Annotated in this window: 20 protein-coding genes and 1 pseudogene; 9 read left to right on the top strand and 12 right to left on the bottom strand. The window is 46.4% G+C overall.

The window, feature by feature from the left end; all coding sequences use genetic code 11:
- Window positions 1-12: 12 nt before the first annotated feature.
- The 6 genes from KT99_RS06670 to KT99_RS06645 form a co-directional block, all read right to left on the bottom strand.
- Complete coding sequence (locus KT99_RS06670; RefSeq protein WP_005498255.1) at window positions 13-2862, bottom strand: formate dehydrogenase subunit alpha; 2850 nt, start codon at window positions 2860-2862, stop codon at window positions 13-15.
- A gap of 62 nt (window positions 2863-2924) precedes the next feature.
- Entirely contained in the window at window positions 2925-3125 is a 201-nt protein-coding gene (locus tag KT99_RS06665; protein ID WP_005498254.1) for a twin-arginine translocation signal domain-containing protein, read from the bottom strand.
- A gap of 420 nt (window positions 3126-3545) precedes the next feature.
- A complete protein-coding gene (locus KT99_RS06660; protein WP_005498251.1) occupies window positions 3546-4229 on the bottom strand; it encodes a TorD/DmsD family molecular chaperone in 684 nt (227 codons plus the stop codon).
- Between the two features lie 10 nt (window positions 4230-4239).
- On the bottom strand, window positions 4240-5913 hold the full coding sequence (locus KT99_RS06655) for a 4Fe-4S binding protein (protein ID WP_040571697.1): 1674 nt from the start codon (window positions 5911-5913) through the stop codon (window positions 4240-4242).
- A 218-nt stretch (window positions 5914-6131) separates the two neighbouring features.
- On the bottom strand, window positions 6132-6767 hold the full coding sequence (locus tag KT99_RS06650; RefSeq protein WP_005498247.1) for a DUF3306 domain-containing protein: 636 nt from the start codon (window positions 6765-6767) through the stop codon (window positions 6132-6134).
- On the bottom strand, window positions 6764-7237 hold the full coding sequence (locus tag KT99_RS06645) for a DUF3305 domain-containing protein (protein WP_005498245.1): 474 nt from the start codon (window positions 7235-7237) through the stop codon (window positions 6764-6766). The genes KT99_RS06650 and KT99_RS06645 overlap by 4 nt, the downstream gene beginning before the upstream one ends.
- A gap of 313 nt (window positions 7238-7550) precedes the next feature.
- On the opposite strand from KT99_RS06645, the gene KT99_RS06640 reads away from it, so the two are divergent.
- The 3 genes from KT99_RS06640 (at window position 7551) to KT99_RS06630 (ending at window position 12471) form a co-directional block, all read left to right on the top strand.
- Complete coding sequence (locus KT99_RS06640; RefSeq protein WP_005498243.1) at window positions 7551-8396, top strand: formate dehydrogenase accessory sulfurtransferase FdhD; 846 nt, start codon at window positions 7551-7553, stop codon at window positions 8394-8396.
- 34 nt (window positions 8397-8430) lie between these two features.
- Window positions 8431-9336 carry a helix-turn-helix transcriptional regulator gene (locus KT99_RS06635; RefSeq protein ID WP_005498241.1) on the top strand — a complete coding sequence of 302 codons (906 nt, stop codon included), beginning with the start codon at window positions 8431-8433 and terminating at the stop codon, window positions 9334-9336.
- 1602 nt (window positions 9337-10938) lie between these two features.
- Window positions 10939-12471: a phospholipase D family protein gene (locus tag KT99_RS06630; RefSeq protein WP_005498239.1), complete on the top strand. Its 1533-nt coding sequence runs from the start codon at window positions 10939-10941 to the stop codon at window positions 12469-12471.
- Between the two features lie 99 nt (window positions 12472-12570).
- Here KT99_RS06630 and KT99_RS06625 read toward each other — a convergent pair whose 3' ends face one another.
- From KT99_RS06625 to KT99_RS06615, 3 genes are all read right to left on the bottom strand, one after another.
- The gene (locus KT99_RS06625; RefSeq protein WP_005498238.1) at window positions 12571-12939 is read right to left on the bottom strand and encodes a hypothetical protein; all 369 of its coding nucleotides are present in this window, start codon (window positions 12937-12939) and stop codon (window positions 12571-12573) included.
- A 157-nt stretch (window positions 12940-13096) separates the two neighbouring features.
- Entirely contained in the window at window positions 13097-14344 is a 1248-nt protein-coding gene (gene rlmF / locus KT99_RS06620) for a 23S rRNA (adenine(1618)-N(6))-methyltransferase RlmF (RefSeq protein ID WP_005498236.1), read from the bottom strand.
- A gap of 66 nt (window positions 14345-14410) precedes the next feature.
- Window positions 14411-14830 (bottom strand): flagellar basal body-associated protein FliL, encoded by a 420-nt coding sequence (locus KT99_RS06615; RefSeq protein WP_040571696.1) that lies wholly within the window; start codon window positions 14828-14830, stop codon window positions 14411-14413.
- Between the two features lie 111 nt (window positions 14831-14941).
- Here KT99_RS06615 and KT99_RS06610 point away from each other — a divergent pair, with 111 nt between their 5' ends.
- Window positions 14942-15505 carry a chorismate--pyruvate lyase family protein gene (locus KT99_RS06610; RefSeq protein WP_005498233.1) on the top strand — a complete coding sequence of 188 codons (564 nt, stop codon included), beginning with the start codon at window positions 14942-14944 and terminating at the stop codon, window positions 15503-15505.
- Between the two features lie 83 nt (window positions 15506-15588).
- Here KT99_RS06610 and KT99_RS06605 read toward each other — a convergent pair whose 3' ends face one another.
- The gene (locus KT99_RS06605; protein WP_040571679.1) at window positions 15589-18507 is read right to left on the bottom strand and encodes an immune inhibitor A domain-containing protein; all 2919 of its coding nucleotides are present in this window, start codon (window positions 18505-18507) and stop codon (window positions 15589-15591) included.
- A 613-nt stretch (window positions 18508-19120) separates the two neighbouring features.
- Here KT99_RS06605 and KT99_RS06600 point away from each other — a divergent pair.
- Together KT99_RS06600 and KT99_RS06595 are read left to right on the top strand one after the other, a co-directional pair.
- Window positions 19121-20668, top strand: coding sequence for a hypothetical protein (locus KT99_RS06600; protein ID WP_005498229.1), 1548 nt, complete (start codon window positions 19121-19123; stop codon window positions 20666-20668).
- A gap of 197 nt (window positions 20669-20865) precedes the next feature.
- Window positions 20866-21628: pseudogene (locus KT99_RS06595) on the top strand (NRDE family protein).
- Between the two features lie 30 nt (window positions 21629-21658).
- On the opposite strand, the gene KT99_RS06590 reads toward KT99_RS06595, so the two are convergent.
- Window positions 21659-22081: a YybH family protein gene (locus tag KT99_RS06590; protein ID WP_040571678.1), complete on the bottom strand. Its 423-nt coding sequence runs from the start codon at window positions 22079-22081 to the stop codon at window positions 21659-21661.
- Between the two features lie 121 nt (window positions 22082-22202).
- Here KT99_RS06590 and KT99_RS06585 point away from each other — a divergent pair, with 121 nt between their 5' ends.
- Complete coding sequence (locus KT99_RS06585; RefSeq protein ID WP_005498222.1) at window positions 22203-22754, top strand: lysophospholipid acyltransferase family protein; 552 nt, start codon at window positions 22203-22205, stop codon at window positions 22752-22754.
- An 87-nt stretch (window positions 22755-22841) separates the two neighbouring features.
- Window positions 22842-23468 carry a LysE family translocator gene (locus KT99_RS06580; RefSeq protein ID WP_005498221.1) on the top strand — a complete coding sequence of 209 codons (627 nt, stop codon included), beginning with the start codon at window positions 22842-22844 and terminating at the stop codon, window positions 23466-23468.
- A 275-nt stretch (window positions 23469-23743) separates the two neighbouring features.
- Here KT99_RS06580 and KT99_RS06575 read toward each other — a convergent pair whose 3' ends face one another.
- Window positions 23744-25003, bottom strand: a complete 1260-nt coding sequence (locus tag KT99_RS06575; RefSeq protein ID WP_005498220.1) for a mechanosensitive ion channel family protein — start codon at window positions 25001-25003, stop codon at window positions 23744-23746.
- Window positions 25004-25357: 354 nt separating this feature from the next.
- On the opposite strand from KT99_RS06575, the gene KT99_RS06570 reads away from it, so the two are divergent.
- Complete coding sequence (locus KT99_RS06570) at window positions 25358-26023, top strand: DUF3157 family protein (protein WP_005498219.1); 666 nt, start codon at window positions 25358-25360, stop codon at window positions 26021-26023.
- Window positions 26024-26038: the final 15 nt, after the last annotated feature.

The following is a 26038-nucleotide window of genomic DNA, read 5'->3' as shown; positions in this document are numbered from 1 at the left end:
CATCAAGTTCAGTTAGGCTTTAGTGATCTGACACAAGCTAGACTTAGTCTCTTGCATCTGAGTAACCACGTCATAGCCATAGGTCAATATGGTATTAGCCGATTCGCCAACAACATAAGGCACAGTGCCTTCAGGGTAATTCTTCTCTAGGCTCTCACCTTCGAATATACCCGCGAAGTGGTATGGCATAAAACACTCACCTGCGATAACGCGAGGCGTTACCATGGCCTTAACCTTGATTTTTGCACCTTCCGGACTGTGAACCCAAACATCATCACCATCACGAAGCGCGCGATCTGCGGCATCTGCCGGACTGATCTCGATAAACATCTCTTGCTGAAGCTCGGCGAGCCAAGGGTTACAACGGCTCTCTTCACCACCACCTTCATATTCCACTAAACGACCCGAGGTCAATGCAATGGGGAAGTCTTTAGCAAAGTCCTGATCCTGAATGGTTTTATACAGGGTAGGAAGACGGGCAACCATACGGTCATCATAGGTCGGGTACTTAGCGACCAGATCACGACGCGGCGTATAAAGCGGCTCACGGTGCAGGGGAATATCATCGGGGAAGTTCCACACGATACAACGGGCTTTCGCATTACCGTAAGGAATACAACCGTGCTTAATGGCCACACGCTGGATACCACCGGAGATATCAGTCTTCCAGTTTTTACCTTCAGCATGTTGCTTTTCTTCAGCAGTCAGGTCATCCCACCAACCAAGCTGTTTAAGCATGTCAGCGGTAAACTCAGGGTAACCATCCTGGATTTCAGAGCCTTTAGAGTAAGAACCTTCGGCAAGTATGTTATTGCCGTCGTGTTCAACACCGTAACGGGCACGGAAGTTACCACCACCGTCTTTCACTTCACGACCGGTGCGATACAAGATCTGTGTACCCGGATGCTTCATCTCAGGCGTGCCCCAACATGGCCAAGGTAGACCATAGGTCTCACCCTTGGCTGGTCCACCTGGCGCTTCGAGGGATTTAATATCAAAAGTACCCCAGTTTTCCTGGTGCATCTTCAAACGCTCAGGGCTTTGGCCTGTGTAACCTATGGTCCACATGCCCTTGTTGAATTCACGCGTTATGTCTTCGATTAATGGCTCATCACCATTGACCTTAATATGCTTACAGAATTCTTTCTCTATGCCCCACTTCTTCGCCAATTTGTACATGATCACATGATCTGGCTTAGACTCGAACAAGGGCTCGATAACCTGCGTGCGCCACTGTAGTGAACGGTTAGAGGCTGAAACAGAACCATAAGTTTCAAACTGAGTACATGCAGGAAGTAGATACACACCATCGGTACGATTGTGCATAACACCCGCCATGGTTGGAAACGGATCGACGACCACGACAGTGTCCATCTTATCCAGTGCTTCACGCACTTCACGCCCACGAGTTTCGGTGTTAACCGACTGCCCCCAGAAGAATGCCATACGAATATTGTCTTTCTGAGCAATCTGAGACTTGTCTTCCAATACTCCATCATGCCAGCGAGAACACGGGATACCAGTAGAATTCATCGGCTTTTGGCCTAAGTATTCATTCTGGTCGAAACGGGCTTTAACCCACTCGTAATCCAGATCCCACACGTTACACCAGTGCTTCCATGAACCTGTCTTAAGGCCATAATAGCCAGGCAGTGTATCGAACAGCAGACCGAAATCTGTCGCGCCCTGTACGTTATCGTGACCACGGAAGATGTTAGTACCGCCACCGGCAACACCCATGTTTCCAAGCGCTAGCTGAAGAATACAGTAGGCGCGAGTGTTAGCGTTACCTATGTGATGCTGAGTACCACCCATACACCAGACAATGGTACCAGGCTTAGTCGTAGCCATCATCTTAGCCACACGGCGCATCTGCACTTCAGGTACACCTGCTACGAGTTCAACTTCGGCAGGATTCCACTTAGCCGCTTCCTCGCGAATACGTTCCATGCCGTATACACGTTGGTCGATGAAGGTCTGATCTTCCCACTTATTCTTGAAAATATGCCAAAGCAGACCATAGATATAAGGGATATCGGTACCTGGGCGAATATGTACATATTCATCAGACTTGGCTGCAGTTCGGCTAAATCTTGGGTCGACGACGATGATTTTCGCACCACGTTCTTTACCTTCGAGGATGTGCTGCATGGCAACCGGATGCGCTTCACATGGGTTAGACCCAATAAACATCATCACTTTTGCATTACGGATATCGTTGAAAGAGTTGGTTTGCGCACCATAGCCCCAAGTGTTTGCAACACCGGCTACCGTGGTAGAGTGACAAATACGTGCAGAGTGATCGATATTGTTGGTGCCCCACACAGCTGCTAATTTGCGGTACATATAGGCTTGTTCGTTAGAGAACTTAGCCGAACCCATGAAGAATACAGAATCAGGACCAGATTCCTTACGGATCTCTAATGCCCTACCACCCACTTCTTCTATGGCTTGATCCCAAGAGATCTTCTTCCACTTTCCTCCTTCCAGCTTCATTGGATACTTGAGACGCTTCTCACCATGACCATGCTCACGCAGTGCCGCACCTTTTGCACAGTGACCACCGGCATTAAATGGATGATCGAATGCAGGCTCCTGGCCTGTCCATACCCCGTTTTGTACTTCAGCATAGACACCACAACCCACAGCGCAGTGAGAACATATGGTACGTTTTATTTCAATCGGTGCATTATGTGGCACCTCTTTAGCTTCGACTTTGCGCATCATACCTGCGCCAAGCATAGACGCCGCAGCAATACCACCAGTTGCAAGACCTGCAGACTGAAGGAACTGACGACGGTTTAGACCTAAGGCAGGCTTGCTAGCCCTTTTTGCCTGATCTGTTTTGCGAGTTAGTCGCATCACACACTCCTAATCTTATTGATTTAATATAAATATTTACTAATCAGATCAAAAAGCCACTGTTACTTATTACGTAAAGATGCGTAATAACTGCGAACATGATCAGTCTCTCGGTAGCCGTCACCTTTCTCTGTAGTCGTTGCTACAGCTGGTGATGCAGCAAGAGCTTGGCCACTAATAGTTGCAACTGCACCAGCCGCGCTGCCTACTGCTATAGCTTTTAACAGTTGACGACGACCCATGTCGGAAGCTTGCTTCTTCATAGTCTCTCCTGAATTTCCATTTGATGTTTAACATTGGGTTATGTAATACCATTCCATATAAGTATCTGGTCAGTTCAGAGACTCTCAGTTTTTTCAATTCAAGGCACATTGATGAGGAAATGGTTATTCCCTTTTAAGTCAATGAAACGCAGAAGTGGAAACACTGAGAGCCTCACGTAGTGCGGGGTTCAAAGCCCTTTATGCTACGTTGAATGTTCTCGATATAGAGTAACTATTAGCTTCAAACATCCGCCTTGCCTACAGCGCTTTGAACTCCCGCTGAATGATCAGATACTTACTCGGAGTGGTATACTAACCCGACTCTTGTTGAAGGTTGCCCTTCGGTTTTCTTGACTGTCAGCCCGGTACATTGACGCCCGAGCTGATAGTCATGATTCGGCTAGCCAAGCGTGCTGTTTACTAGGCTAATTCTTGCTTGCTAGATTCAAGGCTTGCGTCTGCGGCTGAAGATTTTTCGGCCTCAGATCCAGGGCAGTTCAGCGGAATATTCAGCTGTAATTGCTCAAATTCATTGGCTTCTATTTCGAAAAACGCCTTAGCTAACTGAGCGACAGTGGCATAGAAAGCTGCGCTGGGCGTTGCTGCTAACGAGGTACAAAAACGCTCTATCCAGCTACTGATATGACGCTGATAGAAACCCAGTTGACGATAGCCAGGTGCTTCAAGCAATAAAACCCCCATCACCTCACACAGGGCTGCAACATGATCTTCCGGCTCTTTGACGTTTTCTTCACGCTCGAAGCCAAGCTGTATCAGGTCCTGGCGTAATATGGCTAATGGCTTGTCCATCAAGGAACCCGTCATAAACCAGCTGGCATAAGGCATGATTTCACCACTACCTACACCATAGAAAATATTGAAATACTCTTCTTCCAGCTGTTCACTGGAAAATTGATTCGCGGCTAACTTGAGCGCCGACCAAGCCTTGGTCATCTCACTAGGGTCATCGACATCCAGTTCGAGGTTGGCAAGGAACTGCAATAGCTCTGCACTCGGCTGGCTGCGTAATAGCGCGGCTAATAGCTGATAGATGTCGGCTCTTAACTGATCGTTTTCTGATATTTCTCTGACTAATTCGGTCATAGCTACACTCTTATCGCAGTTGCTTTTCTGGGTCTTGAAGGAAGTCTTCAAACATATCTTTCACGCGGCAGTCACTACACATCTGCAAACGCTCTGTGTTGGCACTGAACGCACTGTGCCCGCCAATCACTTCTTGCATGCGTTTGATCATCGACTTGGTGGCGAAGGGTGTACCACAACGAATACACTCGAAGGGGTCCTCCTGTTTCAATGTCTTGATAGTTTGGCGTGCTTGTTTATCTAAGTTCATCTGCGAGGTCAGGCTGATGGCGTTCTCAGGACAGGCCTTCTCACACAAGCCACATTGCACACAATCTTGCTCGAGGAAGTTCAATGCTGGCTTATCGCCACCATCGGTTAGAGCTTGTGTCGGACAGGTAGACACACAAGAGAGACATAAGGTACAGCTATCTGTGTTTACGCTGACGATGCCGTAAGGAAGGTTGCTCTGAGTCAGGCAAGAATCCACCGAGTCCGCTTGCTCATTGAGATGATCTATCGCCGCATACAAAGTATTGCGCTTAGTGGTAGCAGCAAACTCACCCGGCACGATCACCGGCCAGTCGGAGCTAGTTGCTACCAAGTCGGCAAGACTGGCTATACTCGACTCATCGATAAGGGATATACGCTGTGGCTGACCCATCTCATTAAGAATATCGTTCGCCAGCTGAAGTTCACCCTTGAGCATCTGGGTCAAGGTCGGCGCAGTGGCGGCGGTGTTAAGCACTAAAATCTGACGCGCACCCCAAGCCAGAGACGACATCCAATGATCTATGCTAGCAACGGTGATCTCTTCCATGGCAACCGGAATAATAGCGCCAGGTAAATCATCACCTATCAGCGCTGCACCATTGGCTTCATCATGAAACAAGATCACCGGAGCAACTTGAGCCTGCTCGCTGAAGCGAGTGACCAGTTTATGCAGATAAGAGTGCAGGGCTTGTGGTGTTGGCAGGTCGTAGCTAATCGCACCGGTTGGGCAGGCATTAGTGCAACTGCCGGCACCGTGACAGAGGTAGGGATCTATCTCTATCATTTTATTTATGCTTTGGATGGCATCGGCAGGACAGAAGTTCAGACAACGATTACAGCCATCGATACCGTTACGGTTATGGGCACAGATCTCGCTGTTCACCTTAACGTAGCGCGGCTTATCGAATTCACCAATCAACTCTGGAAGCTGGTTAATGGCATCGTCTAATTTAGCTTCATCCTGACCCACGTAAAAATAGCCAGGTGGTAACATCTCTAAGTTGATACAGGGGGACTGGCTCAAATCTAAGATAAGATCGAAGTGCGCCTTACGAATAGCCGCCAGGCTCAAGTCAGTCGTGGTAGCACTTTGCTCATTGCCAGATTCGACTTTAACCTGGAACTGTCCGAGGAAACCTTTGATCTCGATAAGCTTGTTATAGAAGCTCTCGACATCTTCGGCGGCAGACATCACCCTCTCAAGATGCTCTTCATCTTGGCTGGTAATCGATTCATTGGCTAAAATGGCAATTTTACCCATATTAGACAATCTCGCTGCCGCTAAGCGAGCCAGATCTTCCGGCCCGATAACGAGCACATTGCCCTCAGTGGTATAGCTGACGGTTGGCGGGATCAGGTTTTGAATGACCTTAGTATTCGCCAACACTTGCTGCCGAACCCCTTGGAGTTCAACTTGGGTATCATTATTCAAATTTATGCTCACGTTGCGTTCCTGAACAGTTTGGCTGTTGCCATCGGCTGATCGCTATACTCTTATCACTCTTCAGTTAGCGTTTCATTGTTCAACACTTTGGCTTCATCAGGGCCAAGGCTTCATGCCGATTCTTGCTAAGTTCTTTCTCTTTCTGCTAAAAGTAACTAGCAATTCACATACCAAAACTGTGGTTATTAAACTTATGTAAAATGACGTTAAACGACCACTTCCTTTGTATCACCAGCAGAATCTGGTGCATTTTGGGACAAGTCATCACTGTCGATGTCCAAAATGTCCTCAGGTGCTTCACTGTCTAAATGTGCGTCATCACTTCGAGAAGCTGTCGTGCTTTCATCAGCACTCTCTGTAGCATGCTCTTCAGCTGCTTGAGCAAGCGCTTGTTGCTCTTCGACTTCATCCTCTTTCTTAGTCACATAGCGAAAAATCTTCTTGGCAATTTTTGCCGACTGCTCAGCACTCAGCTTAGGCTGATTACTGTAATCTAAGGCATACTCGAGCAAGCCATCGATTTCGTTATATTGAGGCTGCTTCCATAATGCTTTTAACGCGGCAGCCTTAGCCGTTGGATCGACATTTGCTCCCATAAAGCTAGCAAAGCTGCCACCGACTTCGATTTTGTCTGGATCGGGAAGGTCTTCGGCCGTTAGCACCTTAGCTTCACCGTCTGCCTCTTGATCTAAAGCTTGCTCAGACTCTTGATCTAGCAAAACTTCGTCGGCTAAAGCTTCTTGCTCAGTTGCAATGGCAGCCTCTTCAGCCAACCTTTCCTCTTCGACTTGCTGACGGCGTTGAGTCCAGCGAGAGAATAATCCGCTTGGTTTATCGCTCATCGGCTGCCCTGCTCACGGAAGTGATCGGTACTCGGACCTTGATTCTTACGGCGATTAACATGTTTACGACGATGAGCTGATATCTCAACTTCACCATGGCGGGTAATGAAGGCTTCCATCCAACAAGCGATAGCTTGTGGCATAGGAAGATTCAACACAGGAGTATCACCTTCGAGACACCCAGCTGCGACATTTTGGTCTGCAGAGATCATCGCGGGGATCCAGGTACCGTCCTCGAGTTCGTCGCAGACGATGAACAACATGGTGTTGTCCATATCCAAATTAATACGGTAGCTACCGCGCTCATCTTTATGTAATTCAAGCTGGATAAGGTGTGAATTCTCAGGGGCGTCATGAGTGGCTGGTAATATCTGATCTAACTCCCAGGTCACTGAGGTCCAGCGCCCGACTAACTTTTCGATTCTCTTGAGAGAAACATGCATGGGCCATTGGCTTTCGGTATGTTGCATTCAGTCTTCACCTTACTTGTAGCGGGTTTATCATTCAGATAACACCCGGCCCGATAATGAGGTTAATATTTTCTACTATATCCATTACTAAGCAATATATGTGCCATTCAATTAATAGAGGAAAGTTGCGCTAGATCATCAATTCCACACTAATAGTAGGACAATTTGTCCTAGCTGCTATTTTTTATAGGACATTAATGGGCGTTTTAACGGAGGGTAATGAGAGAGATCACGCATTAACTCAAGGATTCAACGTCTGGGTACAATAATTGCTATGCTGAATTAGCCAATTTCTAATGATGAGTGATGAACCTTGAGCAAGCACTATCCAACCTTGATAAAAACAGCGACCGATGTGCCGTTAACTATTGCTGTTAAGGCTATCGACGAAAACGGTGAGCAGGTAGATAAGCATATCGCCTGCGAACGCCCCCTCACCGTCTATCTGAACTGGCGACCGATTGTGACCTTGATGACCTTAGGGGCCAGACCCGAATCGCTGGCCTTAGGCTACCTGAAGAACCAAGGTTTTATCTCAGATCTGCAGCAGCTGGAATCGATTATCGTCGATTGGGAGGTCAGCTCGGCGGCCATCATCACCACAGAAAGCATCCAAGACTTAGAAGAGAAGCTCGCGGAAAAAACGGTAACCTCAGGCTGTGGTCAGGGAACCGTATATGGTGGGTTTATGGATGGTTTGGATGAGATAAACCTGCCACAACGCCGAATTAAGCAGAGCATGATCTATAGCCTGCTGAAGAATATCGGCGAATACAACGAAACCTATAAGAATGCAGGTGCGGTACACGGTTGTGGCCTGTGCCTCGACGACCAGATCGTCGATTTCGTCGAAGATGTGGGCCGCCATAACGCGGTAGATACCTTAGCCGGCGAGATGTGGTTAAAAGAGACCCCAGGTGAAGACAAAATCTTCTACACCACGGGACGCCTGACCTCTGAAATGGTGATAAAAGTCGCCAAAATGGGTATACCCATACTCCTGTCACGTAGCGGTGCGACTCAGATGGGACTAGAGCTGGCGCAACAGATGGGGATAACCATGATAGCCCGTGCCAAGGGAAAACACTTCCTTATCTACAATGGTGCCGACAACATAGAATTCGACGCCATACCAGCTAAGCGCCCCTCAAAAAAATAGACCGAAACAAGGGACTACTTAATGGAAACAAGTCATGACAGAGCCGAGTAAACTCGTCTATATGAGCGCCAAACAGGTCGCCAAATACCTAGATCTGAATGAGAAGAAGGTCTATGCGATGGCGAACGATCGCATTCTTCCCGCGACTAAGGTAACCGGTAAGTGGCTCTTCCCTAAGATCTTGATCGATCGCTGGGTGATGGATTCATGCCATAGCGGTATGCTGTCGGACAGAATGCACATCACCGGCAGTGATGATCCCCTACTGTCTATGCTGGTCGCTCGATTGATGACTCAGATAGGCAAGAGCGATCTCATCAGCTACAGCTCCACCGGCTCACGCCTCGGCCTGGATCTCCTCTCTCGCGGCTACGCCGATGTGTGCACCTTACACTGGGGCAGCGTAGATGAACGCAATATCCGTCACCCGGCGCTGCTAAAGGGTTACCCGAACCATCAGCAGTGGGTGATGGTCCACGGCTACACACGCCAACAAGGCCTGATGATGCGTACCGAGATGCATCATAGGTGTCAGCAAGAAGACCAGATAGTCTCCCTCCCCTGGCGCTGGGTAGACAGACAAGCCGGTGCTGGCAGCCAGCAACATCTGGAACATTGGCTCATGAAGCAAGGCGCCGCCCTGAGTCATATCAATGCCAACGTCACCGCCTACAGCGAGCGTGAACTCGCCGGTTTTATTGCCCGCGGCGATGCCGACATAGGCTTTGGCTGTCAATCGGTCGCCATGGAAAGCGGCCTAAGCTTCGTGCCGCTGATCACTGAATCATTCGACTTCGTCATGCCACAGGGTATCTACTTCAGACGCCAGTTACAGCATCTGTTCGACATGATATCCAGCTCGCAAACGAGACAGTTGGCCGCCTCACTGGGTGGATATGATTTGACTGACTGTGGCAAGTTGCTGTGGAATCCTTCATAACCGAAGGCTCGAGGTTTTAGACTCTAGGAACGAGGAGCGAGGCTGGTAAAGCTAAGACGACGCTTCGCTGGTAGACGGCCTTCGGCCTATTCGACGCTAACGCTAATTGAGATTGTCAGTTAACAATTGTTGAAATAACTTTTTTGGTTTCATCTAGCTTCATTGGTATTTAATTGGGTCGATTTGAGCATTGACCCTTTTTGTAATCTATCACCTGCCGTGGGTGCCGTGCATGGATGCGCCAATGTCGTGATCACATGGATGTGAATGAACGACCTTAAGTGCAGATACTTCTGCAAGACGCCGTAAATATATCCCTATAGGCTCTGCCAAAACGTCCCTGTTTTGGAAGCTCACAGCCGCATCTACACCGGTTGTTTATTTCTGCGGGTTGGCTTAATTCAAAAAAACATGCCTGTCCAGCCTCTTTTGTAGGTGGCCTGATTTATCCGCTGAGCTATCTTAATCCGAAGAAAGCCCACTATATAGTGGGCTTTGTATGACTTAAATGAAGCCGTATAATGCAACAAGTATCTGCACTAAACTGACTATGCTTATATCGCTTGGTAACAGTCGATATTCATGTACATGAGTAACACGAACGTCAATTGTGACTTTGCGATCGATGGGTGGCTGCATGGCAGTCCCTCCAATCTTGCAGCGCATTTTTTCTCAAAAGGCTTGCCAATTGATCAATTCATACTTATATTTGTCTTAACGGTTTTCCGTTACTTATCTAGTAGTATATAAGTAAGTCGCCTTAGGTGAATTACTGACAGTGACTAGAACTCCATTTCATGAATCTATCCCATCTAACATAACTCATTAAACACATCATATAGTGTTGCTTTCAGCGAGTAGGTACAAGATATTGTTATTTCAGTGATTTAGCAAGTCCCAATTATCCCAATAAACTGTGGTCATCTTGTGGACAACTTGAGGGTAATATTTAGGGTTAGTATTGGCTAACTTTTAAGGTCGGAATTCATTGGCTTTATCCCATTCAGGTGGAATATTGAACGGACGACATATGATGAAAATATCACCTGAACGATTGGCGATCTTTTCGATCTCATCAGCTTTATATAAGCAGAATTGTATTTGTGGTAGGCCTTTCGTTAACTGAGAAGCTAGAGTTTATTCTGAATAACCCACTTTTTTACCTTCTTTATTATCAAAATTATTGCTGTTTGGTTATCAAAGTCTGAATTTAAAATCAAGAAAAAGAGGTCGTAGCGAATTAAATGATTTTCAAAATGAAGGCTAACGCTACAACCCGTCCCCGTTGGAAGGCGAATAATCCCCTTAGGTGGTTGAGCTTATGAGCGAGAGCCAAGGATAGCGAACTGGCTAAGTAAATGGATTTACTTGCCCAAGGGGGCGTTGGTATAAATCTCGTGAGGGCTACATGGGTGTAGGGCTAGTTTTCGGACTCTTGCTTAGTGAGTTGAGAGGTCTGGATTCCGGTTAAATGCTAATGTAGCTAACTTGCCTGAAAATATTGGCAGCAGTATTATGAAACTCTTGAATAAAATAATTGAATGAAATAATGAGCAGATAAGATCAGAATTAGTCATTCAAGTTAACAAGGAAATGTAATAAATGTCTGTGCTCCAACGTATTAATGTCATCATGCTCTTAATCGCTACTCTCACAGGATGCTCGTCACTTCCTGAGGAAATACAACATACTAGTGAGCCATTTGTCACCAAAACAAGCAGTACATTATCCAGATTGACTGACAATTATCGGCCTGAACAGTCTACACAAGGACAGAGTGCGGTTCTATTGCAAGATACCGGCTGGGATGCATTGGCTCAACGGTTGGCACTCATAGAAACAGCTGAACACAGCATAGATATTCAGTATTACATTTGGAACTCAGATGCTTCAGGACACTACTTGGCAAGTCGCTTATTGGCTGCTGCAGAACGTGGTGTTCGAGTTCGTGTAATGCTTGATGATATCAATCTAAATGAACGGGAGAAGTTGCTAGCAGCACTAAATCTTCATCCTCAAATAGAGATCCGCATATTTAACCCTATCCCAAGTCGCCGCGGGTTTGTAAAGTGGCTAAACTTACTGAGTGATTTTTCTCGTTTAAACCGTCGTATGCACAATAAATCATTTACCGTCGACGGTGTCCTGTCGATTGTTGGAGGTCGTAATATCGGCGATGAATATTTTGATCTTTCTGATGAAGTCAATTTTCGTGACCGCGATGTACTGGTTATGGGCACTGTGGTAACCGCTATCCAAGCTAGCTTTGGACAGTATTGGAACAGTCGCTGGTCTTACCCTGTTAGCTTGTTTACCGATAAAGTCTCAGCAGATCTGCCGCTGTCAGATAAAGTGGCCGCTCCCCATTACAAAAACTTTCCCCCTTTGCCAGAAGGAAATAAGATAGCACATCGATTCTTAAAGGATTTGCTGGCAGAGATGAGCTGGGTTCAAGCATATTTTGTTGCTGACCGACCAGTACCTATCGATGAGGATAATACCAGCGAGCCTAAGGCTACAGCTAGATTATTGGCCGAGTTGGCTGACCAGTCTAACCAAGAAATCTTATTGGAATCCGCCTATCTGATATTTGATGATCGCCAACTCGAAGCGCTACAGAGGTTAACCAGCAATGGCATTGAGGTTAAAGCACTGACAAACTCTATGGCCTCTAATGACCTAGTCACTAATCATTCTGGCTACGCGGGTCGACGTCAGGATATGCTCAACCACGGCATACAATTGTTCGAGTTAAAACCTGATACAAAGCTGTGTGAAGAGTCAACTCGAGACCTGTCCAAATGTGCACCGACAACGGCCTACGGCCTTCATGCAAAGGCAGTTGTTTTTGACCGGCAAGTGGCAGTGGTCGGCTCTTTTAATTTCAACTTACGTTCAACCTACCTCAATACCGAGTCCCTACTCGTTATTGAAAATAAACATATTGCTGAGACCCTTGCTGATGATATAGAGCAGGCGATGAGCGAAGATAATAGCTGGCGTCTGAACTTACATGAAGACAAACTCCGCTGGTATTCCGGCTCAAAAATCTGGGAAGTCGAGCCCGAAACCGACCTGTCGGAACGAATCAAATCATATTTATTACAATTATTACCGATAGAGAAATACTTGTGATATGAGTTATAAGGGTTGGATTTAAGCTAGCTAACCCATTTTGACAAGACGTCAATACGGCTAGAATGGTGAATAAATGCTGAGATAGGAGATTAGACATTAAGGTTCTGACAACCAAAGCTCGGCGGCTTTGATTCGATTAAACTCAGCTAATCTGTAACCATTGTTGAACGCACAGGTATCTATAAATAGATTTGGATTATAGTCAGGCTCATGAACCACTGCGACTTTAGCGTTCGATAATCTAGGATGATTTGCCAAAAACTCACCAAATGAACGTTGCTCACCCAGAGTTAATATCATCTGCAGATCGCACACATTGACCAATATTTTTAATGGGGCCAACTTGTCTGCATAATCAAGGACTATGTCTTCCACCGCCTGTATCCTTTGCTCTAAAGTTACAATGCCATGGTAAATGACATGCACCTGCCATAATTCTTCTATCAACTTGATTTTGTAACTCAAAACAGTCTCCTTACCGTATGAATTTAAGTATGCTTTATAAGGGACAAATGACAAAACTCCAGCACTCTAGACAAGCTTTACCTATGATACTCCTTACTTTAAATCTCAACTTTTATCCCAATATCCTTAGCCCCCGACACTCTTATTCTCGCTACTTCTAACGACGGTATTTAGCCCATAGCGCTTGTTGCTTGGGCGTGAGGAAGCTCCAGGCGAGTACGCGAGTGAGTTTGTTACCTTGGGCCATATCTATGGTTTTTATGCTAACGGCGCCCGCCTTTTTGAGGGCGGCGTAACTAGGTTTGAGGTTTTCTTGCTTCGATACTAGGCTGGTAAACCACAGGCATTGGGTCTTAAAGTCGGCGCTCTCGCGGATCATATTAAGCAGGAACTGCTTCTCGCCACCTTCACACCAAAGCTCGGCCTTCTGACCGCCGAAGTTGAGATCTACATTTGCACCCTTAACCTTAGCGGGTTCACTCTTATGCCCTTTTGCCACGCGGTTAGCCGCGAGGTTCTTTAGCTTACGCTGACTCCCCTCACTCGCCTCGGCCAGCGACGAATGAAACGGTGGATTACATAAGGTCACATCGAAGCGGTCATCGACATTGATGATGCCATGAAATACTTTTTGATGATCGGTTTGTAACCGAGTTTTAAATTTACCTTGTAGGCAAAGGTTAGCCTGGATAATCGACTCAACATTAACGATAGAAAGCGGGTCGACATCGCTGGCGGTAAACTGCCAACCATAAGATTGAATACCTAAAATGGCATAGATACCGTTGGCTCCGGTGCCTATATCCAACGCCTTTATCTTAGAGCCAGTCGGGATTCTATTGGTTTTAGTGGCCGCTTTAGCTAAACCATTCGTTACACTATTTATTAAAGCTGGGACATTTTGTCCATCAACACTTCCCGCTGATGGCTCTTGGCTTACTTGTTGTGGAATATTTCCAGCCAGTAGATCGGCAACATAGTGTAAGTAATCAACCCTACCCGGAATTGGCGGGCACAGAAATCCCTGAGGAATGTCCCACGACTCGATTCGATAATGAGCTTTTAACAGGGCTAGGTTAAGTGCCTTTACAGCCTGAGGATCGGAAAAATCGATAGAAAGGTTGCCATAAGGATTTGGCCTAACGAATGGCTTTAGCTCTGGGCTCGCCTCGGTAAGCGTGTCAAAATCATAGCCATCCTTATGCAGGTTTCTCTGGTGGAACCCCTTTTTGTCGGCAGATTTCACCGACTTTGACTTACGATCTGCTGGCTTGCTCTTATGCTTCTGTTTATTAGAATGTTGCTTATGAAAAGTAGATTTGGGCTGATATTGGTTTTGCTTATTCTTAACCGTTTCGGTTCCGAAATTCGATTTAGATGTCTGTTTTGGAGCTGATTTTGTCATAGGTATCTTAGCCGCTGCTCGATTAACAACGGCTCATAAATAAAAGCTAAATTTTATATGGCTTAACTAATCGTATAGATATTTAGTGAACAACAAATTAACCACAATAGGCCGGCCGACTTCTTGTTCCATGAGTCGATTGACTGTGTCATAACACTCACGGCGGATCTCCTCACGCCCCGTTAAGGATTTAACCTTATAGGCAGTTTGGCTACCCATGATCTCCAATATCGCCGCTCGTAGGAGAGGATCGTGATGCTCCAGGGCAATAAGATCTTCCGGGTCTTTCACCATCAACTCGATACTTATGCGTACGAAGCCGAGTTTTTTACCGCTGGAGATATAGTTAGTGATGAGATCGGGCTCGAACCCGTAGTAGGCATAGTTATCTATTATCTCGTCTTCCGCATAAACACCAACACTAAAGATGCTCACGGCAAAAATAACCAAGAGGGATGCGAGTTTTCTAAGATAACCTGATCTCATATCGAACCTTTCCATATTAAACTGTATCTCCTTTGTGCTCATGAATCTTTCTGACTAACCTATGACGGCATGCTAGACTGCTGCTGTAAGCCCTATTGTACCGAGAAATAGATGAGTGTGACTAGGTTAAGCTTTCCCTATGGTGAATCAATTCAATGGTTTTCGCCAGAACAAATCTCTGAACTCCCAGATTCCCCGCTAAGTGAATGGCTACTTTCATCAGGAAGTCTAACCCAAAAATTACGTTCTCACTGTACCAAGTTCGAAGTAAAAGTACTCGGAGAGGGAACTATAACACCTTTCAGTGGCGAGTTTCCCGCTCAGAGACAAGCCTGGGTGCGTGAAGTATTACTCTGCCTCGACGGCGTGCCTTGGATATTTGCCCGCACCTTGATCCCGGCAAACTTACTCGATAAGAAGGAAACCGAATTCCTCACTCTTGGCACACGCCCCTTAGGGGAACTACTTTTTTCCAACGATGACTTCACTCCTGGCAAGATAGAAATAGCTCACTTTACTCCCTGCCATCGGCTAGCCCAATTGACCGAATCAATTAAGCAGCCAGTCACTCAGGAGCTATGGGGACGTCGCCGTTACTTTTCCTATGATGATGAGCAGCTTATCATCAGTGAAACCTTTTTGCCCGCAGCCCGAAAAATCATCGAACAGATGTAACCTTTTTCTTTTTTTAATGAAAAAATTCATGACAACAAAAACGCCCACATGAGCGTTTTTTAGTTTAATCAGCTAGCACTCGCTTAATGACGACTTCTTCTGAATCCTATCAGAGCCAGTAACCCTAAGCTTAACCAACCAAGACTACCACCGCCAGAATCACCAGAAGGTGTAGTCACAGAAAGCGTCACCACAGCAGCGGTCACAGTTACTAACATACTTCTGCTACTCACCACGGCTAAACTATCAGTCACTGTCATCATCACAGTATAAATTCCGGCTGAAGCATAAGTATGACTGGGCGATTGTGCCGTACTCGTCTGACTATCACCGAAGTCCCACGAGTAAGTCATAGCGCCTTCACCACCTGTACTGGTATCGGTGAAAGTCACGCTGAGATCGCTGCTCGAAAAGGTAAACCCAGCGACAGGAGACACAGGTAAAACAACCGTAATAGTCTGAGCACTCATTACGCTCGAACCTAGTCCATCGGTCACAGTTAAATTAACAGTGTAGCTTCCTGACACTTGATAGACATAGGTTGGCATCTCCTCGGCACTGGTGGCTCCGGTGACACCAAAGCTCCACAAGTAAGCGTAATTTCCATCACCGCCTGTCACTTCCGCGATAAACACCACCGAACCAGTGATGTCATTTTGAATCCTACCGAAATTAGCTACTAGCTCTTCAACCTGAGGAGGTGGAGTCGTTTCGCCGCCATAGTTAAATCTAACCGTCGCCGTGGATGAATCGGCACTCTGGGCTATCACTTCCATGGTCAAGCCAAGCTCTGGCAAGATAATGCCAGACTGAGGCTGAGTCGGTGCGCTGTAATCTTGGCGATCATCAAACATAGAGACAGATGACAGATGATTATCGCCAAAGTAGTAAGACTGAACAAACATGCTAAAGGTCGCATCTCTAACCTGAGTATCAGAAGCATTAGTACCTATAAGATTCTGATCCGCATCGATAACGCCAATCAAGCCAGCGCCGGGGTGAGTGCTAGAGTTATTATCGGTATAACTAAAGTTTTCCAACCAAATGAGTACTCCAGGCTCGTAAGAATGACTATCTAGTCCGGCATCGACGCCATTGTGGCTTCGAAGTTGCAGTATATAACGGCGAGCAGCACCTCCTGGACGCTCATCATCGATCCGTGAGAAACCATTTAGCATCATGGTATTTGGCGTCTCGGCATCATCGGTATAAATTACCGATGCGCCATTGCTGATCTGCAGATCATCGAAAACGAAACCATAATCCCCTACCGCCTGATCGGTTTTATAAATAATACTGATCTGAGTATTCGCTCGGCCAGCATAGGCGCTCAAATCATATTCAAGATCGACCCAATTGTTGGGACCTTCGGCAGCAAGTATATCGCCAGAATTTCCGCTGATGATGTCTCGAGCCGTATTAATCGTGTTGCTAGCCTTGGTATAGTTACCGGCAATCACCACACTATCGACCATGACCTGAGCATAGTCATAGTCCTCTTCGATATTCCAATGGGCTTTCATTATCAGGGTGAGTGGCGTCGAGCTTGGCAAGTCAATTTCGAATGACAGGGCATTGTTAATCAGATGCCCCTGGCCAGAGTAGTATTGGTAGCTACCGCCATAAGGCTGCTTGAAAGGAATCGTCGCCGCTGGCAGTGGAATAGAGATCTGATTCACCAATGAGTGATTTATCGCCTCATTAATGACCACATCCAATCCCGATGTGCCTATGCTGCTAAGCAAGACTTCCAGCTCGTTGATCCAACGTCCCTTATATCTGTCCTGCAGATAAGAGCGTGCATAGGGGCTAAAACCTATTGGCTCAGTTCCCGCAATACTACCTGTCCAGCTACCGCCGGACATCACAGACCAAGAGCCGACCGGAGAGCCATCACCTGTATTACTGGTATCATATTCATCGGGTAACCCCAGATCGTGGCCAAACTCGTGTACCACCACACCCGCTGCGGCATCAATCGGCTGCACCGTATAACCAAACACCTTCTTACCCGTACCAGGAATGGTGTATCCAGGCGTATTACCGGTATAAACAAAGAATCTATGTGACCAGATGGCGTCATCGCCGAGCACGCCACCGCCGGCTTCTTCACCTATGCTGGAATGAAACAGCATCACATGATCGATATCGCCATCCGGTTCATCGAAGTTGCCGTCGCCATCGACATCGAATGGATCTTCCACATCATAGCTGGCTAATTCGGCAGCTGACATGTTAGTCAGGGCCAGAGTCACGGCTTCTTTTACCAGTTCAGGCACAGCCATATCATCATCGTTATTATCGGCATCGTTACCACCATAGAAGGCGGCATTATTTTCAGCGGTGAACCAGCCTTTAACATTACCGGTAAAATTGAAACGCTCACCGGATTCTGCCTGATAATATTGATACCCAGTCATCAAGCTCTGCCCTTGAGGACCGATAAATCCTGTGGTAGAAAACATCATGCTCTGATAATGAGACACTGGATAATTAGGATAAAACATCGAGGTATCGCTGGCTGACAACCGATTATTATCGAATGGCAGATCTGGGAAATCGATTAAAACGCCTAATACTTTTACTGTCTTAGTGGTATCTGCATCGGCTAAGGTGCCGAGCATATTATCCATCTTGGCAATCGAATTGCGCTTAAGTGTCTTACTCTGAGCCAGAGACTTGAGTCTGGCCTTGTCAAACTGAGCCTCAACCAAGCGCCCCTTACTCTGAAAGCTGATGGCTCTATGAGTGAATTTATCGACGGCGGCACGCTTGTCAGCTTCGCTGGCGTCGGCAGAAACCTCTCCCCGCTTGATGAGCCAATATAATATCCGCTCTTTGTTGATCGTCCCGGCATCGGCCAATGTAGCCGAAGCTAATTCAGCAGACGCAAGTGCGCTGTTAGTATCTAACTCTTTCGCAAATAGAGATGTCGAAGCCGTAGCACTTAACACCAAGGATAAAGACAAGATAAAACGGGTTAAGGAGAGAAGTCTTCTCATAAATCACCAAAACAACATAAAAAGTACAAAATATTAACAGTACTCTCGTCTGAATTACAGTGAAAATACAATATTTACTCTATTAACCTAGCTTGGGGTATAGGGCAAATGAAAGCCATGCCAAGCACCTTTATCTACATAGGTTGAAGCAATCTTTAAATTACCTTGCTCATCGCGCTCCTCCATGGAGACTGGCGTACCTTGATTAAGGTAGAAGATCACGATATTCGGCCGAATCGAGCGCCGCTAGACTGAATACACATAAGAGAAGAGCAGAAAGCATGAAAACCTATCCCAAATTAAACAGCTTGATAAAGCCATTAACAATTGAATACAATATATGCAGCATGTGACTGACAAGGTCTTATTGCAAGTTCAAAAGATAGGAAGCTATAAGTCGTCGAGGAACATCTGCAATCATCACCAGTACCGACGTTCAACCTCAGTCAGGCCTGACGAAAACTTTAATAGAACTTGTACTTTGAAGCGTGCAAAAATCAGCTTCAGTCTGAAAGATGGTCACACTCGATGTAAATAATGCTGGCTTGTCTGCTTATTTTCCAGAAACTGGTATACTATCTCGTCGTTTTCTCAGGTCCCAGCTAAACAAATCATGCTCTATCTAATAGCCAGCTGTATCGCACTACTACTAGGTCCTATCTTCTATCGGTTCTTTTCGGCAGAACACGGACTACAAAAAGGCCTGGACGGATTTATATTCGTTTCCCTGGGCGGACTTGTGCTGCTACATATTTTACCTGAGCTACTGGAGCACGGCGGCTTCCTGGCGATAATTTTCGTCATCATTGGAATGTGGGGGCCGACAGCCAGTGAGAAGCTATTTCATCGTTACTCTGAGGTTACCCATAACCTCACCCTCATCTTAGGCGTAGGCGGATTACTGCTGCACACCATTACAGATGGCGGTGCCATGGTGCTTGCCCAGCAGGACGATGTCTCTATTTTACTCGCCTTGGGCATCATATTACATCGCCTGCCTGTGGGCCTTGCCATCTGGTGGCTGGTAAAACCTCAAATAGGCAGTCGTTGGGCCATGGTAGTTTTAGCCGGTATGATGCTGCTAACTGGCGTAGGTTATTTCGCCGGAGAACAGATGCTGACTCACCTCAGCCTGGATAATACCGTATATCTACAGGCCTTCGTGACAGGCTCTATTCTGCACGTAGTTTTACATCAGCCCCATGGCCATCATTCACCAGATGAAGCCAGTAACGGCAATCAGCAAAAATATGAGTATCATGCGGGTATAGGTAGCTTACTCGGCATAGGATTACTGTTTATACTCTTGATGATGGACTCTGGTGGACACGAGCACCACCAACATGACCATAGTACCGAACAACTCGTCGACTGGATGATGACTCTGGGGCCTGTGCTCTTACTCAGTTATGCCGTCGCAGGACTCAGGTTTAAGCTAGGTTTGTCGCCTCAGAGTAGCCATTTGGGCAAACGTTGGTTGCAACGACTCGCGGGGCCAGAGGCCCTGATCATCACGGCTTTCCTGCTAGGCCCCCTGATCGCATTATTCCAGTTAATCAGCTTATTGGTGATCGGAGCCTTGCTTACATTTAGCCGGGTAGAGCCGACGGATCCCCATCTTTCGGTTCCCGAATCTCCTCTGCGTTTTGGCTTCGCCCATATAGTAGACAGAAGCGCGCCTTGGGTCTTACTCAGCTTAGTCTTAGCTAACCTGATTGGTCATCCTTCGGTGCCATTAGAGGATCCGATTATTCAGGTGGCAGTGCTTATGGTGCTCTTCCTGCCGATGCGATTCTGTAACTTAGGCGGTGCGGTTTTAGCACTGTCTTTGGCTTACAGTGGCTGGAGTATCCCAGCCGTTATGTTGGCCTTGGTGGCTGCACCTATCTTCAACTTAGCCCAACTCAAGTTGATGAGTTGGACACAGAGATCTGCGGTCATAGGACTCATCACAGTCATCTTAGCCATAACGTCACTGATCCAGCCTCAATGGGGCATGATGATGACAATGCCTGAGTCGTTAAGCATGATATCTCTGATAGTGCTAGCCTGCTTATTTGCCGCTAGCCTGCTACGTTTGGGTCCGAGAAAGTTTATGGCCCGCATCATGCTCTTAAAATCAAAGGCTCATAGCCATGATCATGGCGGACATAAGCATTAAATTAGAAAGCCTAGGTCCTAGGACCTAGGCTAATCCTCGAGACTCGCCACCTTCTTTGCTCTTCCCTCGCCAAAATCTGCAAATAAATGTGTTTCATCATCTTTCAAGCAGATAACTTCTATCATCTGATATAGATGAATACCTCTTCTGTAAAAAATAGATTAACTTGTAACAACTGCCATCTAGAGTCGAAACCTATGTGCATATTGTTTATAGCGCTGAATAAGCACACTAAGTATCCGCTGATTGTCTGTGCTAATCGCGATGAATTTCATCACAGTCCCACAGAGCAGGTACACTTCTGGCCGCCAGAAAATGAGATCTTAGCCGGCAAAGATCTGGAGGCGGGGGGGCACTTGGCTTGGCATCAATAAACGAGGCGAATTCGCGGCATTAACTAACTTAAGAGACCCCTTGAGACAACAGAGTGATATGAGAAGCCGCGGCGAGTTAGTACTCAAGGCTCTCGGATCTCAAGGTCCCATCACCACCAGTTGGTTGCGTGATCACAGTAGCCACTACAACCCTTTCAATCTGATCTTTGGTGATGTCAGCGAACTCTACTGCTTTAACAGCAGCGCCAATTCTCTCACCCAGCTAGATTCTGGGTTCCACTCCATAAGCAATGGAGCATTAGATGACATCTGGCCCAAGATGGCTCGCGGGACACTGGCACTACAAGAGTCGATTTCAAGTGGTGAGGAACCCGATATAGACGCTTTGCTAACAATAATGAAGGATGAAACTCGCGCCCAAGATTCTGAGCTGCCAGAGACAGGCATAGGCTTGGAGTGGGAAAGACTACTCTCATCTATCTATATTAAGCATGAGGAATACGGCACCCGCTCGACCAGCATTTTACTGCAGGATAACTCGGGTAATACTCGCTTCGTCGAAGTGAGGTATGACGGCAAAGGCCGCAACTTAGGACGGCAGCAATTCCATATCATAAGCAAATAGTTGAGACTCTGGCCCTAAGTAAGGGTAAGGCTAATCTGAAGTGTGGTCGTGGGTGATAACCCAGCGGTCATCTATTTTCTCAACCAGCAGAGTGAACACACCGTTAGGCTTATCTTTAGCTCGGGTTAGCTCCCAACGTCCCACCACTATGGCGGCATAGTTACTCAACATCTTGGTATCCATGATGCTGAATTTCAATTGGCCTAAGGTCGCTTTATCAGGATAATTTTTCTTATAAGCCGCCAGTGTTTCAGCCCAGCCATAGCGAAACTTCTTGCCTGAAACGAAACGCATCTTGTCGTTATTCCAATAGCCTTGCATGTAGCCATCGAGATCACCTCGGTTCCATGCAGCCTCCTGCTCAGACAATATATGCGCAATATCATCCGTTGGCACGGCTGAGGCACTAAATGCCAATAGTATTAATAGAGTGGTAAGTCCTTTTTTAAACATGGTTTTCTCCATAAAGACGAGATAGGCTATAGTATATATTAACTCAATGAGTTAAGTCTTAAAGTCAGTGGCTAATTTGTTGAGGGCTTCGATTGATTAACAGGATTATTTGTCTTTAGTTATGTTTCAGTATTTTTGTAAGTTCATCTTAAAATTATCGGGCTGGAAAATTTCTGGCTCACTGCCTATGGACCACCAATTTATCGCTATCCTTGGCCCTCACACCAGTAATTTGGACTTCATCGTCGGCTTATTAGCCCGCGGAGCATTGGGTGCTAAGGTTAATTTTCTCGGAAAAAATCAGCTTTTTATTCCTCCATGGGGCTGGTTCTTTAAGGCCATCGGCGGAACACCGGTAGATAGAAGTAAATCCAATAACTTGGTAGACGCAGTGGTCCAACTCTACCAATCAAATCCTAATTTCTCACTGGCATTGGCGCCGGAAGGGACTCGCAGCCCGGTAAAACGCTGGAAGACAGGGTTTTACCATATTGCCCGTAAAGCCGGCGTTCCCATAGTTACCATAGGATTAGACTTTGGCATTAAGACTGTGATTATCCCAGAGGGTGTACCGACCACGGATGATATGCAACAGGACATGGATAAAATTATCAGCTTCTACCGTTCCATCAATGGACGCCACCCTAAGGTGATTCCAGATTTTACTCGCTAAATAAACACTAGTGAAACCTTAATCGCTTGTCGTTTGACCAAGTGGCGGCTATAGTGCCGCCACTTGGTTTCTATCAGAGTTATTTCAATGAGTTTTGATACCTGGTTACTCTATTTTTTCGCCGTACTACTCATCGCCATATCTCCAGGCACCATGGCCGTACTGTCCATGAGCCATGGCATGCATTATGGTAAGACTCGGTGCTTGGCAACTGCTTTCGGTAGTGTGACTTCGGCATTGATCTTGATGATGGCATCTGCGGCAGGCCTGGGCGCACTGCTGAGTGCCACCGAATATGGTTTTAGCATATTAAAATACTGTGGCGCCGCCTATCTGATATTTTTGGGGATAAAGCTACTGCTTACCAAAGCCAGTGGCCAAGGCCTCGACCTGCAACATATCAAGAGCAAGGGCACGCCTAAGCAGATGTTCAAACAGGCCTTTATGGTGGGAATAAGCAACCCAAAAGATCTGCTGTTTTTCGCTGCCCTGTTCCCGCAGTTTATCGACATGTCGGCGCCACAAGGGCCTCAATTGGCGATTTTAGCCACAACTTGGGCCGTGGTAGATTTCAGCTTTGTGATGCTCTACGCCAGCATGGCCAATGTACTGGCTCCAACGCTCAGAACCAGTAATAAGCTACACTGGTTCGACAGAACCAGCGGCGGCGTGTTTATCACACTCGCAGCGATATTAGTTACCAGGGAAAACTAGCCTTAACAGAAAAGTTGTAAGTCTTAAGCGGTAAGCTCAGGACAAAGCTAAGAAAGTTGCAAGTTTCGCGCAAAATTATCTGAATGACCGAGATTATCTACTTAGTAAAAATAGTGTGTCATCCCGGCAATGCTGTTAGCCGGGATCCAGAGTTACGATTTGAAACCAATCTTAACTCTGGAAAATTCAAACGACCATCAATCCCCTAGCTCGTAGCTCGTAGCTTAAAACTTACGGCTTGCAACTCTTAGCTGTCAACTTAACGCTCGCATCTGTTAACTTTGTCCTTGCAAACTTCTAATATCCGATCCTGTGGGAGCCTGGAATGCTTGCAGGCCAAATTCCGGCAAGATGGCTAACACATGATCGAAGATGTCTCCCTGAATATCCTCATAAACCGTCCAGCGAGTGTCATTAGTGAAGACATAGATCTCGATGGGCACCCCCTCTTTTGTCGAGGCTAGTTGACGAATCAGCAAGGTCATGTCTTGGCGTATTCTGTCGTGATTAGCGACGAACGCCTTCAAATATGCCCTAAAAGTACCGATATTGGTCAATTTACGGCTGTTGACTGGCATATCCGCATCTTGGACATGACCATTAAACTCATTGAGTTCCTGAGATTTTTCCGCCAGGTAATTTTTCAATAGATTAATCTTACCGAGTCTCGCTTGATCCTCCTCGGTGAGGAAGCGAATCGAATGAATATCTATGAGTATCGAGCGCTTGATCCGGCGGCCACCAGACTCAGACATACCGCGCCAGTTCTTGAAGGAATCGGAAACCAGTGCATAGGCGGGGATCATGGTTATGGTCTGGTCCCAGTTTCGTACCTTGACCGTAGTCAAAGAAACCTCTTCCACCGAGCCGTCGGCGCCATACTTATCCATCTGAATCCAATCACCCGGACTGACCATACGGTTAGCGGCCAGCTGAATTCCGGCTACGAAGCCGAGAATGGTATCTCTGAACACCAACATAACCAAACCCGTCATCACGCCTAAGCCACTGAGGAAATAGACTGGAGACTGATTAGCCAGTATCGATATAGACACTATGATCGCGACAAAGAAGAGGAACAGTTTAAACAGTTGCACGAAGCTCTTTATGGGAAGGCGGCGGCTCACCAGATTAACATCTGCAATTTCATTGGCTGCATCTAATGAGCTATACACTGCACGTATCAGGAGAACCAATATCGTTACACTCAAGACGCGATGAATCATGCTGCTCATGAATGCATACTGAATCAATGCCAAAGGGATCAATATGCTGAGTACCAGAGCGGGAATTATAATAGCAAAATTCTCCAACACCTTATGGCGCATGAAGATATCGTCCCAACTCACTTTTGACCTCTGTATGATAATATTCATCGCCCGCACTACGCCACGCTTAACGAACAGATAAGCCAGCATAGCAATAACGAGACTGACAATGACCATCAAAGACGTAGATACGCTGTCTGATGGCGTAGTATTAATGCCCCAGTTAGATAACCACTGAGAAATCTGTAACCTGATTTCTTGATCCACGATTCACTTCCCTTAGAAATACCGATATCGACAAGGTCTCTCTTACATTTAACAAACACAAATATGGTTTTCGATATAAAAACACAACAATAAAACCACAAATATTTCTTTTATAAGAATTTATTCAAAGCCAACATTGACTGTTGTACAAAGTTTAACAACAATCGACAGTTAAAGTCAGAGATAGGATGATGTAGATGACAAAATATTTAATCATGCTGGTTCTTATAACTGCCAGCATACAGGCTCATGCCTATTAGGCACGAGAATTGACCTATCCCATATAAAACTAGCTCACACCTTTATAATCGATTGATATAGACTAGAGCTATCCACTTTATTAGGTTCATTCCCATGCATAAACGTCTAGGGCTCTTAAGCTCACTCGCCCTGCTAGTATTTCTATTCCCCGGCTTAGCTATAGCGGCCACCGAGACACTAGCCACTGTCACCTTAGAGAATGGTGCCAAGGTCCGCCTTAACGACGACTTCACCTGGGAATACGTTATTCTCGAAACCCTGCCGGCCATAACCAGCGAAACAAGCACCCAGGCTGCCACAGCCGTGACAAGTATTGCGCTAAATACAACAAGCACTATCAATATGGCGAGTACATCGGGGAGCAAAGCCACTCAAGCTGACAGTCAAACCATGACAGCCAGCGCTATGTCTCAGGCCGAATTACTTAAATCGACAGCCAAATCAGGCGTAAAAGTGACCCTTGCTAACAGCGAATGGGACGACGATGGTCGCCTAGGCCTCACCTTCGACTTAGCCAGCACCAGCTCTGAACACTATGTGATGGTAGAGATAGATATCACCTTCTACGATGACTCAGGCAGAAAACTCAAGACAGAAACGATCAAGGTATGGAAAGCCATCTTCAGATCACCAGATACTTACCTGCGTAAAGGCGAGCAGCGACAGAGCAGAACCTTCTGGATCCAGGGCATAGATGCCAGCCAATGGACTAAACAACTAATGAGCCTCAAGATAGGCGAGATGAATTCGAGAATGTGATCTTAGAGAAGGTGC

The sequence above is a fragment of the Shewanella benthica KT99 genome, assembly GCF_000172075.1.
Lineage (GTDB): Bacteria > Pseudomonadota > Gammaproteobacteria > Enterobacterales > Shewanellaceae > Shewanella > Shewanella benthica_A.
Note: the sequence above shows the minus strand (reverse complement) of the source record. Positions and strands in the feature narration are given on the sequence as shown.